12 protein-coding genes are annotated in these 14,188 nt (G+C 45.0%); 6 read left to right on the forward strand and 6 right to left on the reverse strand.

Going from position 1 to position 14,188, the window contains the following annotated elements; all coding sequences use genetic code 11:
- The first annotated feature begins 461 nt into the window (after positions 1–461).
- A complete protein-coding gene (locus EWV68_RS08605) occupies positions 462–1,778 on the forward strand; it encodes a type IV pilus twitching motility protein PilT (RefSeq protein ID WP_287169500.1) in 1,317 nt (438 codons plus the stop codon).
- Positions 1,779–1,868: 90 nt separating this feature from the next.
- Entirely contained in the window at positions 1,869–2,615 is a 747-nt protein-coding gene (locus EWV68_RS08610) for a circadian clock KaiB family protein (protein ID WP_002758959.1), read from the forward strand.
- Here the strand turns inward: EWV68_RS08610 and EWV68_RS08615 are convergent.
- Positions 2,612–2,824 carry a hypothetical protein gene (locus EWV68_RS08615; protein WP_002751038.1) on the reverse strand — a complete coding sequence of 71 codons (213 nt, stop codon included), beginning with the start codon at positions 2,822–2,824 and terminating at the stop codon, positions 2,612–2,614. The two genes, EWV68_RS08610 and EWV68_RS08615, sit on opposite strands and share 4 nt — an antisense overlap.
- 72 nt (positions 2,825–2,896) lie before the next feature.
- Here EWV68_RS08615 and EWV68_RS08620 point away from each other — a divergent pair, with 72 nt between their 5' ends.
- Positions 2,897–4,558, forward strand: coding sequence for a M14 family metallopeptidase (locus tag EWV68_RS08620; protein WP_287169502.1), 1,662 nt, complete (start codon positions 2,897–2,899; stop codon positions 4,556–4,558).
- On the opposite strand, the gene EWV68_RS08625 is transcribed toward EWV68_RS08620, so the two are convergent.
- The 3 genes from EWV68_RS08625 to EWV68_RS08635 form a co-directional block, all read right to left on the reverse strand.
- Positions 4,553–5,020, reverse strand: a complete 468-nt coding sequence (locus EWV68_RS08625; protein ID WP_061431392.1) for a retroviral-like aspartic protease family protein — start codon at positions 5,018–5,020, stop codon at positions 4,553–4,555. The two genes, EWV68_RS08620 and EWV68_RS08625, sit on opposite strands and share 6 nt — an antisense overlap.
- 65 nt (positions 5,021–5,085) lie before the next feature.
- On the reverse strand, positions 5,086–6,078 hold the full coding sequence (locus EWV68_RS08630; RefSeq protein WP_061431391.1) for a pentapeptide repeat-containing protein: 993 nt from the start codon (positions 6,076–6,078) through the stop codon (positions 5,086–5,088).
- Between the two features lie 33 nt (positions 6,079–6,111).
- Positions 6,112–7,320, reverse strand: a complete 1,209-nt coding sequence (locus EWV68_RS08635) for a hypothetical protein (RefSeq protein ID WP_287169504.1) — start codon at positions 7,318–7,320, stop codon at positions 6,112–6,114.
- Between the two features lie 362 nt (positions 7,321–7,682).
- Between EWV68_RS08635 and EWV68_RS08640 the strand changes: the two genes are divergently transcribed.
- Positions 7,683–8,480 carry a glutathione S-transferase gene (locus EWV68_RS08640; protein ID WP_002798699.1) on the forward strand — a complete coding sequence of 266 codons (798 nt, stop codon included), beginning with the start codon at positions 7,683–7,685 and terminating at the stop codon, positions 8,478–8,480.
- A 160-nt stretch (positions 8,481–8,640) separates the two neighbouring features.
- Here the strand turns inward: EWV68_RS08640 and nblR are convergent, their stop codons facing one another.
- Positions 8,641–9,330 carry a response regulator transcription factor NblR gene (nblR, locus tag EWV68_RS08645; RefSeq protein ID WP_287169505.1) on the reverse strand — a complete coding sequence of 230 codons (690 nt, stop codon included), beginning with the start codon at positions 9,328–9,330 and terminating at the stop codon, positions 8,641–8,643.
- 41 nt (positions 9,331–9,371) lie between these two features.
- Entirely contained in the window at positions 9,372–9,881 is a 510-nt protein-coding gene (locus EWV68_RS08650) for a hypothetical protein (protein WP_061431388.1), read from the reverse strand.
- Between the two features lie 772 nt (positions 9,882–10,653).
- On the opposite strand from EWV68_RS08650, the gene EWV68_RS08655 reads away from it, so the two are divergent.
- Positions 10,654–11,553: an RluA family pseudouridine synthase gene (locus tag EWV68_RS08655; RefSeq protein WP_287169507.1), complete on the forward strand. Its 900-nt coding sequence runs from the start codon at positions 10,654–10,656 to the stop codon at positions 11,551–11,553.
- Between the two features lie 382 nt (positions 11,554–11,935).
- Entirely contained in the window at positions 11,936–14,098 is a 2,163-nt protein-coding gene (dnaK, locus tag EWV68_RS08660; RefSeq protein ID WP_287169508.1) for a molecular chaperone DnaK, read from the forward strand.
- The last annotated feature ends 90 nt before the right edge of the window (positions 14,099–14,188 follow it).

The raw sequence follows: 14,188 nt of genomic DNA on the forward strand, positions 1-14,188 counted from the left end.
GGACTCTGTGTAAGACAGTACATGGTTTTTTAACTGTGGTATGCGACGGTGGTGGAAGCAGAAACTTAAATCGTGAGGTTTAGGAATCGCCGCACTTTTAGGGCGGCGAGGATGTCAACGTATTTACCTCTCCTAAGACTGACAATCAAACAGAAATGAGTAGTCAAAATCATCAGCCCTAAACCTCGATTGTAACAATTTTGGGGTCTAAATCCTGTTTAAAAGGTATAGGAGAGGGGGAATTATAAATTATGAAGTGGGGAAGTGGGGAAGTGGGGAAGTGGGAAGAATAAATAAAAATAATCTCCTGTCTCCTGTCTCCTGTCTCCTGTCTCTTGACTCGGAGACTACTGGCTCCTTGCTCCTCAATCTAGCGTCTGTGAGGAATTGAGAAATTGGGGATGATTTGATAGGATGTTAGTACAATCGGGGAATAGTAAAGAAAAAACCCCCTATTGCTCATGAGTCAAAATCCCAATTCTTCCTCGCGACCACTGCAGCCGCTGCCGGTTCCCTCCCTGCCGATGCCTCCCTCAGAAATCACGGGAACCAGCACGGGGACAACTCAAGAAATGAGCCAACAGGTGGCGACAACGAGCAAAAACGTGCCGAATATGCCGCAAAATGGTCAAATTTCCGCCCCACGTCCTCCCCAAAATCGCGCTCCCAGTCAGGCTGCTTCTCCCCAAACCCCACCCCGGCCGGGTCGCGCTCCCAATCAACCCACCTTAGAACATTTGATCCGGATGGCCTTTGATCGGGGTTATTCGGACGTTCACCTAGGAGTTGGAGAACAACCCCGGATGCGGGATCGTGGTGAAATGATTATTCTCAACTATCCTGAAATTGACATCAACACTTTTTATAGTTGGTTACGGGAAATCCTCGGTGAAGAAGAAATCCTTCGCTTTAAAAAAGACCTAGAATTTGATGGTGCAACTCAGTACGAATTCGCTAGGGTGCGGATTAATATCTTTGAAAGTCTGCGCGGTCCGGGGATGGTTTTGCGTATAATTCCCATGAAAATCCTCACTATGGAACAATTGGGCTTACCGGCTGTGTTCCGGAATGTGTGCGATGTGCATAAGGGATTGATTTTAATCACCGGTCCGACGGGTTCAGGGAAAACCACCACCCTAGCAGCCATGATCGATTACATCAATAAAGAACACGCCAAACATATTATCACCATCGAAGACCCGATCGAATTTGTCTATCAAAGTCGTCGCAGTTTGATCAAACAAAGGGAAGTGGGAATACACACCCATGAGTTCGATAATGCCCTAAAAGCCTCTTTGCGGGAAGACCCAGATATTATTCTGGTGGGGGAGATGCGGGACAAATCCACCGTTAATACTGCCCTGAAAGCTGCCCAAACCGGTCACTTAGTCATGGGAACCCTGCACACCAACAGCGCCATTAAAACCCTGGAGCGGATTTTAACTCTTTATACCGCCGAGGAACGGGAATCGATGCGGGTGGCGATCGCAGAATCCTTGGTTTGTATTATTTCCCAGGGTTTATGTCGCACCACCGACAGTAAACGGACCGCTTTTCACGATATTCTCGTCAACACAGAAACCGTCAAAGATTACATTTGCAGCGGCAAAAATGACGAAATTATCGAATTAATGAGAGATGGCGAATATGATGGCATGATTACCACTAATCAATCTCTGTTTAACCTCTATCAAGAGGGACGGATTAGCGATGAGGTCGCCCTGGAAATGTCCCCGGTTCCCAATGAAATGGCGATGATGCTGCGGGGTAGAATCTAGAAAAACCCTGAAGGAAATCCTTGAGGGGTCAAGAGTTTAGTAGTCTAGAAAAATAGAAGCTCCTATTGATTCCCTAGGGGAACCCCTCAAGTGACCACTTCCGCGATTGTGTTGCCCGATATTTTTAAAGGCATCGCCCTGTTTACCCCCGGGGGCGACCTGATTTACTGTATCGATCCTGATAAACAAACTCATTGGCATCTGAATCTCTGCGCTGCTCTCCAGTCCGCTTTAGGGTTGCCAGAACCCCCCCATTTTTTAGTTCCTAGTTTTACCGCTACCATAGATCGCTGGCGAGATCCCTACAGTCACCGTATTCATACTAGAGCCGAAGTCTATCCCCTTGTCCGTCGCTATCAGCCTTTATTAAATGCTATTTTCGCCACGGACGAGCGAGCTTGGTTTACTGTACCTTGGCAGGAACAATCCTCTAATCCCACTATCTTAGAAACCTATCGTCAGCAGTTTCCCCAACTTTGGCAATCCCACGATCTGATTCTCCGTTATCAGGAGCGCCCCGCAACGACTTCGGGGATTAGTGCTGACTCTGACTATACTAACCCTAGTCCCAAGGGTTATGTTTTGCGGTTATTTGTCTCCGGCAATAATGCCAATACTAAACACACCCTAGAATCGATCCATCAGCTTCTAGAGCGAGAATTACACCATCCCTATACCCTGAAAGTGATCGATATCTCTAAGCATCCAGAACAAGCAGAATCTAATCATGTCTCTGCTATTCCCACTTTAGTCCGGGTTTGGCCGCAACCGGTGAAACGCATCATCGGCGAATTTGAGGATTTACCGCGAGTATTACAGATTATCGCCACCGCTTAGGGTTTAAAGACTTCTGACTCGATTCCTCGCCACCATTCGCCCAATTTCATTAAGTCTTGCTGAATATCATCCAATTCTTGGATATATTCCTGTTGGGAAAGACTGGCACGACGTTCTTGCAGTTTTTTGAGACGCAATTGCACCAACAGCCAAGGCTTAGAAATACCGTTAGTTTCTTCGATATAGCGAGCGATATCTTGACTATCCATAGTTTTTTACTGTTATTATCCTATATTTTCTCAAATTAACCCGAGACGCCTTTTTTTTAGTTGCAGAAGATTATGTTTGATTTTAGCCACTATTACCCCTACGCCGAATTAGTTTCTTTCCTGAAAAACCTAGCCTCATCCTATCCTAATTTAATTAGCCTCACCTCGATCGGTAAAAGCTACGAAAATCGAGATATCTGGTTAACTACCCTCACAAATCAAGCCACAGGCCATTATTTAGAAAAACCTGCCTATTGGATTGATGCTAACACCCATGCGGGGGAAGTAACCGGCTCTGCCGTCGCTCTCTACACTATCTCCCATCTTTTGCGCCAATACGGTCATAATTCCCAAATTACCAGACTTCTTGACCATTACACTGTCTATATTTTGCCGCGATTAGCCGTGGATGGAGCAGAAAAATATCTCACCACTCCCTATATGTTACGATCGAGTATTCGTCCCTATCCCCACACGGATGAGAAACCGGGGCTATATCCTGAAGATATTAACGGCGATGGTTTAATCTTACAAATGCGCCAAAAAGATACCTGTGGCGCTTGGAAAATTTCTGAACAAGATCCTCGCATTATGGTGCGTCGCGAACCGGAGGAATTTGAAGGAACTTTTTACACTTTGCTCACCGAAGGTTTAATCCGCGATTACGATGGCTATAATTTTACCACTGCCCCCACCCTAGAGGGCCTGGATTTTAACCGCAATTATCCCGTTTATTGGGTTCCTGAAGGGGAACAACAGGGGGCTGGCAATTTTCCTTTTTCGGAGCCAGAAACCCGTGCAGAAGCCGAATTTTGGGCAAATAACACTAATATTAATGGCTTCGTTACCTATCATACCTATTCAGCAGTCATGTTGCGTCCCTATAGCACCCATCCCGATGAATATTTCCCCGTGGAAGACTTAGAAATGTATAAATATATTGCTGATAAGGGAAAAGCAATGACTGGTTATGAATGCGTTTCTGTCTATCACGATTTTCGTTATCATCCCAAAGAAGTGACTAACGGTGCCATGGATGATTACGGTTACGATCATTTTGGTTGGTATGGTTTTACGGTGGAGTTATGGGATGCACCCACCCAAGCGGGAGTGAAAAAAGATGATTATATTCAATGGTTTCGCTGGCATCCTTTTGAAGATGAATTGAAATTACAGCATTGGAATGATGAGAATTTAGCGGGAAAGGGTTTTATTAATTGGCAAAGTTTTGATCATCCCCAATTGGGAGAGGTGGAAATTGGCGGTTGGGACTTTAAAAATGTCTGGCAAAATGCCCCAGAAAAGTATTTACCGGATTTATGTGAGAAACAATGTCAGTTTACTATTGCCCATGCTTTAATGTCACCTCTTTTAGCTATCTCTCGTCTTGATCTTAAGTCGGAGGGAAATGGTATTTATCATCTGGTTTTACAGTTGGAAAATCAGGGATTCTTACCCACTTATACCAGTAAAAAGGCACTGGAAAGAAAGATTGTTCGTCCCATTCAAGTCAAGTTAAATTTAGCCGATGAGGTGAGTTTAATAGTGGGAAAATTAGAGCAGGAAATCGGTCACTTAGAAGGGCGATCAAATAAAGTATATAGTAGCCTCGCTCATGGTTTAGATTATCGCCGTACGGTGGAATGGGTGATTAAAGGAGTTTCTGGTCAAGAAATCGAGATTATCGCTATAGCTGAAAGAGCCGGAACAGTCAGACAAAAAGTGATTTTATAGAGCTATTTTGTTCGATAAAATTGTTAAATAAGTATCCTTGGATTCTGTGGGTAAAACTCGCAATTTTTGGCTGCGAAGATCCGGTTCTAATCCCAAAGCTTCTAAAGGAATTACTCCTAATAAATTGTTTTGACCCCCGGGTAATTCCAAACATTCAAAAGTTCCTTCCCGTCCCGCGATAATCAAGGTGGCATCGCGAAAAATTCTCGCTTTTCCTATGCCTTTAGCCGTAGCCACATCTACTTCTTTTAAAAGCTGTAAACCCAAGCGGGAGACTACTTCCGGCACTAGACAAAGAGTGGTTGCCCCCGTATCCACCAAGACATTTTCTAGGGTAAGAGAGCGAATTTGTTCCGGTGCGATCATACCATCCTCTGCACGAATTTGATCCGCTCGATTGATAACTGTAATGGTGGTGTAGATTTTGCCCATATCTTCTGTAATAACTGCTGGCTCAACCATAAGATTACCCTCAATTCTACCTTCAATTATACCGGAATAATTGCCAACAACACTGTCTAGTAATTTTAATTATTAATCCGGCCATCGGGCATAATTGCACCGCGGAAGTTAACTCCCATCAGATTAGCACTCATTAACTCGGCACGAGTTAGATTAGCATTACTTAAATCGGCACCGGTGAGATTTGCTCTAGCAAAGAAAGCATCGACTAAATCTGCTTCGCTGAAATTAACTCCTGAAAGATTAGCCCTTCTTAAGTCAGCATGATTCATTCTTGCTGCTTGAAAATTAGCTTGACTAAGATTAGCTCGATCGAATTTTATTTGAGTCATAATTGCACTATGGAAATTTGCCTGCATTGCTTCCGTATCGGTCATTTTTGACCGCACTAAATTGGCTCCCGCTAGATTTGCCCCCACTAAATGCGCCCCGATTAAATTAGCATCAGTAAGTAAAGCATCTTGGAGATTAGCATTAGTTAAATCCGCTTTTCTGAGGTCAACATTGCACAAATTAGCCTCCTTTAAATTGGCTCCTACTAGATTTGCTCGCACCAGATCAACCCCTTTCATATTAGCCCCTTGCAGGTCGGCGCGGGAGAAATTAGCCCCTTGTAAATTAGTGTTATGATTTTTCTTTTCCTGACGCATATTTGTTCCCCGCAAACAAGCACCAGTGAGGTTAGCACCACTTAAATCAGCCCCCCGTAAATCCGCCCCGATTAAGTTAGCATCAAGTAACGTCGCTAGGGTGATATCGGTATCACGAAGATTAGCCCCTTGTAGCAGCGCTCCGTGTAAATTGGCACTGCGTAAATCTGCCCCATTTAAGTCAGCTTGGTTGAGACTAGCACCGCTTAAATTAGCTGTCACAAGATTAGCTTGAGCGAGATTAGCCCGGTTAAGATAGGTAAAGAGAAGATTGGCTCCGTGCAGATCTGCTTCATTTAAAACAATGCCAATTAAGTCAGCACCAACTAAATTAACTCCGGGTAATTTTAAGCCACTAAATTGAGTTTCTCCTGCGGCATAACGTGCAATTAATTCGTTGGGTTTCATAGGTAGAATATCCAGATAAATTTGGGTAAAAAATTAAAGAATTTTTTGTAAAGTTTGCACCAGAATACTGGCGGTTTGAACGTTAGCATCCGTATCCATTTGGGTTTGAGCAATATTGTATAGTTGAACTTCGATATCCTGGAGGGATTTCCCACTTTGGATGAGTTGTTGTAGTAAATCTTCTAGGGTATAACTTCGCAGGGTTGACCAATCTTGACCGCTCCGATCCCAAGGATGAAATAGGAGCGAGAAAATCAATATTTTGGCTCGTAATGGATTAGCATACTGGAAAATTTCTAAACGAATTTCAAAGGGGTCATAGGCAGGAATTTGTGGGGAATTACTGGGGTTGTTATTTGAGGAAGCCGGCTCGGCAAAGGGCAATTCCATGACTAATTGCGGTTCATTTAGATTGATGATCGAAGAGGAAAAATCCACAGGTTCACTTCTAGAGGGGGAGAAAGATGTGGTTTTAGACGCAGAATCAGAATCATTCTTTAGATGAACTATTTGAGTGTTCAAGATTTGACTTTTTGACTCATTATCCTCTTCTTCGTCATCGTTATCAGTATCGTAGAGAGGCTCTAGTTGGGTAAGAATAATATCGGCTAGGGCTAGGTAGAGAGCTTTTTTGTTAATCTTTTCGGCAACTTGCTTGAGAGTTTGTCGCAAGCTTAGGAAATTGGGATTGTTTCGCTGAAGTTCTAAAACAATATTTTTTAAGCCATAATTATTAATCACCGCTTGCTCGTTTTCCCAACGATTTTTACAAGCGGCAAACATTAATTTTTGAATTCTCGCTGTCTCTCGATGATTTTCTATTCCACTAACCACCTGTCTTAATAAATTATCTTCCTCGTTGTTGACATCATTATTAACGGTGGTGAAGCTAGGGTTAACTTCCGGTTTCACTGGTAATAATTGATTGTCGTAGGCGGCAGCAACATTACTATATAATTGACTGATTTGCTCGATAATAACCGTGGCTACTCCCAGATAAGCTTTAGGACGATTGAGGGTTTTAACTAATTTATAAACAGAAAAAGTTAATTGTTCTTTATTGGTTTTGAGTTGCACTAACTCCTTCACCAGGTCTTCCATAGCCACAGTGTTCAAAATATTAGGCTCATTTTCCCAATATTTTTTACAGATACAAAAGATTAATTTTTTGATCCGTAATTTTTCTTCGTGGCTGTCGAGATAGCGAACTACGTCATTAAAAACGTCGATGGATGATTGCATAGTAACCTCTGATCCGAGAAAAGAGCCAGCCCTCGCACGCCTCTACTATAGCGGTATGCTATTGGTCTCTCGCGAGTCAGCTTGCCAGAATATATAAGTTATTCCTCGCTTTTAGTGCCTGAAAATATCCTAACCTAAAAGCGTGGCACTATTGAGTTGGGGTTGCCGGATCTGGTCTATCTTCCCTAAGAGTACCCAGCCTAACTCCTAAAATTAGCAAACGATTATTTTTTCGCCTGGCTCGTTTTTAGTACAAATGTTCGGACAAAATCGGAGTAAAGTCTTTAAGTTTAGACGACCGATGCCCGATAGGGTTAGAGTAATCAGGGAGAAACTGATTTATTGAGAGGCCATATCATCCCATGCTAGAACTCTACCAATTTGAATTATCTGCCTATTGTGAGAAAGTCCGTCTCATCCTCGACTATAAAGGACTTGCCTATAAAAAAAGGGACGTGGTGCCGGGGGTGGGACAATTGGAATTATTCCGTCTTTCCGGACAGCGACAGGTTCCCGTCCTCAAGGATGGCGATACTTATATTGCTGACTCGACGGAGATTGCTTTTTATCTCGATCGCAAGTATCCTGAAAAACCAATTATCCCCACAGATCCCCTACAACGGGGTCAATGTTTATTAATCGAAGAATGGGCCGATGAATCCCTGGGATTAAAAGGAAGAACCGCTTTTCTCGGCGCTTTTGCCCAAAATCAAAACTTTCGTACCGCTTTTTTACCCCAGGAAACTCCCGGTTTTATGCGCTTGTTGCTGGGTTCTATGCCAGGGGAATTAATTGATATTTTGGGGGCAGGTGTAGGTCTGGGAAAAGATGCTATCAATACAGCGAAAAAGGGGCTACAACAGGATTTAGAGGCTTTGAACCTCATTTTAACCAATCGTCCCTATTTAGTCGGGGATCAGCCCACTTTAGCCGATTTAGCCGTGGCGGGATTAAGTGTGCTGCTTCAGTTTCCCCAGGGTTCCTATCTCAACTTACCCAGGGAATTGCAAGGCAAGGGGATTCCGGGGTTAGCCGATAATAGCGCCTACGAGGGCTTTTTTGCTTGGCGCGACCGTCTTTATAGTCAATACCGTCAAACTATCACCCCGGGAAGTTCCACCCCTCCTATCGATTCCCCCAACTCCATCCAGATTGAATAGCAGCGCTTGACTAGGCTGGTGGGGTTTGGGGTGTAGGGTGTAGGGTGTAGGTTGTGGGGTGTAGGGTGTAGGGTGTGGGGTGTAGGGTGTAGGGTGTGGGGAGATTAAATAAAAGCAATCTACTGATCACTGATTACTGATCACTGATTACTGATTACTGTTAAGATTCCCGTAAAACGTAGCCCACACCACGCACGGTATGAATGAGGCGTTTTTGACCACCAGCCTCCATCTTCAGGCGTAAATAGCGAATATACACCTCAATAACGTTTGATTCTCCTTGAAATTCGTCTCCCCAGACATTTTCGAGAATTTGATCCCTCGATAATACTTCTTTGGGGTGAATCATGAGGTAGCGCAGCAGTTCAAATTCCTTCATCGTCAACTCAATATTTTTGTTTTTATAGGAGAGACGACGACTGGCTAAATCTAATACTAAGTCACCGAAACCCAATTGTTCGGGGGTAATTTCCAGAGGTTGCAGGTAAAAACGGATTAATTTGAGAAAAGATTGCGAATTATAGGGTTTGAGAAAATAATCGTCGGCTCCCGCTTCCAAACAGGCGAGACGTTCTTCTAGGGTTTCTTGAGATACTAACAAAATAATATAAACGCGACTTCCCTGGGAACGTAAACGACGACAAAAATTCACACCGGCCTCCGCTGCGAGGAAGCGATCGAGTATAATCATCGCTGGCTGCCAACTTTTCACTTCTGGGAAAGCGATATCAATGCTAGGCACGCTCAGGGGACGATAACCTGCTTCTTTCAAGTCCGCACTAGCTAGTTTAGCGATATTCTCCTCAATTCCCACCAAGAGAATTGAAGAATTCGGAACGGATGTACTCATAAATCAGCAGCGGTAAAGAAATAGGAAAGACAGGGAGGGGACTACCTAATTATAGTTAATTGATTCTTGCCTAACCGATTTAATAAAAAAGTTAACGCTGTGGTGCGTTGGACAAAATTACCATTGATAGACCAACCGGTCACTCGATCGGGGGACGACCAGAGGCTAAGATGATCTACAGGTGGATCTGCATAAAAATTTTCTTGACCGCTACCCAGTAAACAGGAACTCCAATGGGTAAAATAATCGTGACTCAGGCGATAAATGGGAAAATTACCGATTAATGGCACTCCCCACCCGTCCAGAGCTATTAAAGCGGCAATTTTTGCCCCTTGAGCTTGCCAATAATGAGCTAAAGCGATCGCATTTACCACCCCCGCACTAAACCCAATCAAGGTTAGAGCTTCTCCCGGTGAAAAAGCTTCATTTAAGCAAGAAAAAGGCGAAATAATAATATAGGAACGTAATTTGACCGATTGGCTCCCCAGATGTCCTAAAAAATCCTCGGTCAGTCTAGAATCATGAAAACCCGGACAAATTACCAAAGACATACAATTAATTGACACTCCCCAAAGCACTCATGGGAGGGATTCTCGAAGCTCATCACTGCGCCTTCTGGTTTCCCCTACTCACGTCTTACACGATTATGTCCCATCCGAACCTACTAGAATATCACTTCTTATCTAGTTGTCCACTTGTGGATAGCTCTGCAAGCGTTTTGGTCTTTCAACCAAGATTCCGGTATGCCCTACCCTATCCGCCTTACGGCTTCCCCACTTCCCCACTTCCCCACTTCCCCACTTCCCCACTTCCCCACTTCCCCACTTCCCCACTTCCCCACTTCCCCACTTCCCACTCTGCCATAACTACTCCTACATACTTTGTGCTTTTTGTCAAAAAAACTTTTTCTTTGCAATAAAACTACACAAAAAAAAGATCATCGTTGTGGGTGAAATTGACTGATTTACCTGTCTTAATTGGGATTACCTTGTAGGTGTGGCAAGGGTTTCAACCATTGCTGTCCAAAAAAGCCAAGAGTAGCCCATTGTGAAATTCAGTAAAATCGCTGTAACCATCATAACATCGTTGTTAAATAAAAATCTTTCTCAATTAATTCTTAAGAATTTGTAAATATTGCGGAATGTTAATTTAAATATTCTCAAGCTTTTGGAGTCAATAAATAATTTTTGCTTATCTTTGTCGAACATTGGGTGAGAAGTCAGTATTCAGGAGATAGGGTGATAGGGTGATAGGGTGTTGGGGTGTTAGGGTTTTAGTGGAAATTCCCCCACTTCCCCACTTCCCCACTTCCCCACTTCCCCAATGGCCAATCAAGGTTGGATTTATCGAGATAAAATTAGCAAAAATCAGGCAGGATTAAGCTTATTAGCCTACTATACGGGCAAATATTGCCATTCTAGCCCAGAAGAATGGCTCGATCGCATTTTATCGGCAGCAATTCTAGTCAACGGTCGTCCCGCTTGCCCCGATACAGTTTTGGAAATCGGGCAGCAATTGACCTATCAGCGCCCGCCGTGGACAGAACCGGATGTACCGCTCTTTTTTGAGGTACTCTACGAGGATGCCGAGGTGTTAGTGGTGGCGAAACCTTCGGGATTACCCGTGTTAGCGGGGGGTGGATTTCTCGAACATACTCTCATCCATCTGGTACATCAGCATTATGCCGAGGTCACTCCCTATCCAATTCATCGTCTTGGTCGCGGCACTTCGGGCATAGTCTTAATGGCGAAATCAAAGCCCGCTAGAGCTAAATTGAGTCAACAGATGCGGGAGGGGAAAATTACTAAAATATATCGAGCTTTAGTTGGTCAGGGCGACATACCAGATAATTTTACTATTAATCAAGCGATCGGGAAAATCGCCCATCCCATTTTAGGCCATGTTTACGGTGCGCTCACAGATGGGTTATCGGCCCGCAGTGATGGTCGAGTCTTAAAAAAACATCCCGATAGTACCCTATTAGAAGTAAGAATTTTTACGGGCAGATCCCATCAAATTCGCATTCATCTGGCCTTTTTTGGCTATCCTTTAATCGGTGATCCATTGTATGGTCTGGGGGGATTACCGCGACCGGATGCAGTACCGGGAGATTGTGGTTATTATCTCCATGCCAATCAAATCGTTTTTAATCATCCCAGTACAGGCAGAACAATCCCTATTTCCTGTCAGCCGCCACCAGAATTAGTAGATAGGGCTGGCTGAATAAATCTAAAAACCTTGTTGGGTAAGACTTTTAGACTTTTTGGAAACCAAAAAGTGCCAGATCCCGGAGTGATCGGGTGGAAAATTCAGGTACTTTTTCCCTGACCCCACACCCCACACCCTACACCCCACACCCTACACCCCACACCCTGCCCCCAGGAAAAACTTTTTGCCGCAGACCCTATTGAAAACCCCCCAAGCCCGATCGCCAGCGATCACTAAAAGACCACTTCGGTAATCACACCCTCAATCGCCCCAAAGCGAGAGCGAGAACCTAAGACAATTCGATACAATATTGTCAACAAGCATTAAGCGATTTAAACTATCGATCGAAGGTAAAAGTCCCGAAGTTATCGAAATCTAGGGGGAGACAAAAACAAGCATGGGTAGAGTAGTAGGCATTGATCTAGGGACAACTAACTCCGTCGTCGCCGTGATGGAAGGCGGAAAGCCGGTGGTCATCGCCAACTCGGAGGGCATGAGAACCACCCCTTCTGTGGTCGGTTTTAATAAAGATGGGGAGTTAGTGGTCGGTCAAATGGCCCGGCGACAAGGGGTACTCAATCCCCAAAACACCTACTATGGAGTCAAACGCTACATCGGTCGTCGCTACTCGGAATTAAACCCCGAATCGAAGCGCGTCCCCTACACCATCCGCCGGGATGAGATGGGCAATATCAAGATTAAATGCCCCCGTCTGCAAAAAGAATTCGCCCCCGAAGAAATTTCCGCCCTAGTTTTACGCCGATTAGCCGAAGAAGCCAGCCGTTATCTAGGGGAAGAAGTCACCGGGGCCGTCATCACCGTCCCCGCCTATTTTAACGACTCCCAACGTCAAGCCACCCGGGATGCGGGCCGAATTGCGGGGTTAGAAGTGATGAGGATTCTCAACGAACCCACCGCCGCTGCCCTAGCCTACGGTCTCGATGAACAGGAAAGCAAGAAAATCCTCGTTTTTGACCTGGGGGGCGGTACTTTTGATGTTTCTATCCTGGAAGTGGGTGACGGCGTTTTTGAGGTGAAAGCCACCAGTGGCGACACCCAATTAGGCGGTAATGATTTCGATAAAAGAATCGTCGATTGGTTAGCCAATCAATTTTTGGAACAGGAAGGCGTGGAGCTGCGCCAAGACCGGCAAGCACTACAAAGACTCACAGAAGCGGCAGAAAAAGCCAAAATTGAACTATCTGGGGTCAGCGTCACCGATATTAATCTACCCTTTATCATCGCCACGGAAGACGGACCCAAACACATCGAAACTCGCCTGAGTCGGGCCCAATTTGAGGAATTATGCGGCGATTTAATCAGTCGTCTCCGTCGTCCTCTCAAACGGGCCCTTTCCGATGCCGGTTTGTCCCCCGTCCAACTAGACGAAGTGGTACTGGTGGGCGGCGGCACGCGGATGCCGGTGGTGAAGGATTTGGTGCGGAGTTTTATCGATAGGGAACCCAATCAAAATGTTAACCCTGATGAGGTTGTAGCGGTCGGGGCGGCTATTCAAGCGGGAATTTTGGGCGGCGAGGTCAAAGACGTGCTGCTCCTCGATGTGACCCCTTTATCCTTGGGTTTAGAAACCATCGGCGGTGTGATGAAAAAGTTAATCCCCCGCAATACCACTATTCCCGTCCGCAGAGCTGACCTTTTTTCCACTTCCGAAAATAATCAAACTGTGGTGGAAATCCACGTTTTGCAGGGGGAAAGGGAAATGGCCAGCGATAATAAATCCCTGGGACGTTTTAAATTAACCGGTATCCCCCCCGCGCCCCGGGGTATTCCCCAAGTGCAGGTGTCCCTCGATATCGATGCTAACGGTATTCTACAAGTCACCGCTAGGGATAAAATGACCGGACGGGAGCAAAGTGTCACCATTCAAGGCGCTTCTACCCTCAGCGAAGGGGAAATTAACCGCATGATCGGTGATGCTGCCCGATTTGCCGAAGCAGATCGTACCCGTCGCGAAAAGGTCGATAAACGCAATCGCGCCCGCTCTCTGGTGGATCAAGCCCAACGACGCTTAAAAGATGTTACTCTCGATTTTGGTAATGAGTTTACCCGTTCCTATCGTCGTCAAATTGAGTCTTTGAGTACGGAAATTATCGACGCTTTGGAGAAAAATGATGACCGTCGCATCGATCGCGCCCAGGCGGATCTACAGGATGTTATCTATGAATTAAATCGCGAGGTACGGCTACAATACGACGAGGAAGATGAGGGCTTTTTTAGCGCTATTCGCAAGACTTTTACCGGGGATAAAGAAGATGATCTTCCCTCCGAACCGCGCCGCGATCGTTATCGCCAGGATTATCGTCCCAGTACACCGGGTTATCAAAGTGATTATCGACCCAATTATTCGGCTAATCAAGATAGTTATCGCCCCCGCAATCAGGACAATTACTACAATGGCCGCGATAGCGATTGGCAAAGTCCCCCCCCTTCGGAGGAAAAAAGTTATAACAATAGTAAAAGTAACCGCAGCGGCGGCAATCGTTCCCGCAATATTCCCCCCCAAAATAACTGGGATGATGACGATGATGATTGGTTTTAATCAGTGATCAGTAAACAGTGATCAGTAAACAGTAAACAGTAAACAGTAATCAGTAAACAGTAATCAGTAAAAAGACAGTGGGAAACTACT

It is taken from the genome of Microcystis sp. M_QC_C_20170808_M9Col (genome assembly GCF_007095495.1).
In the GTDB taxonomy this organism is placed as follows: domain Bacteria; phylum Cyanobacteriota; class Cyanobacteriia; order Cyanobacteriales; family Microcystaceae; genus Microcystis; species Microcystis aeruginosa.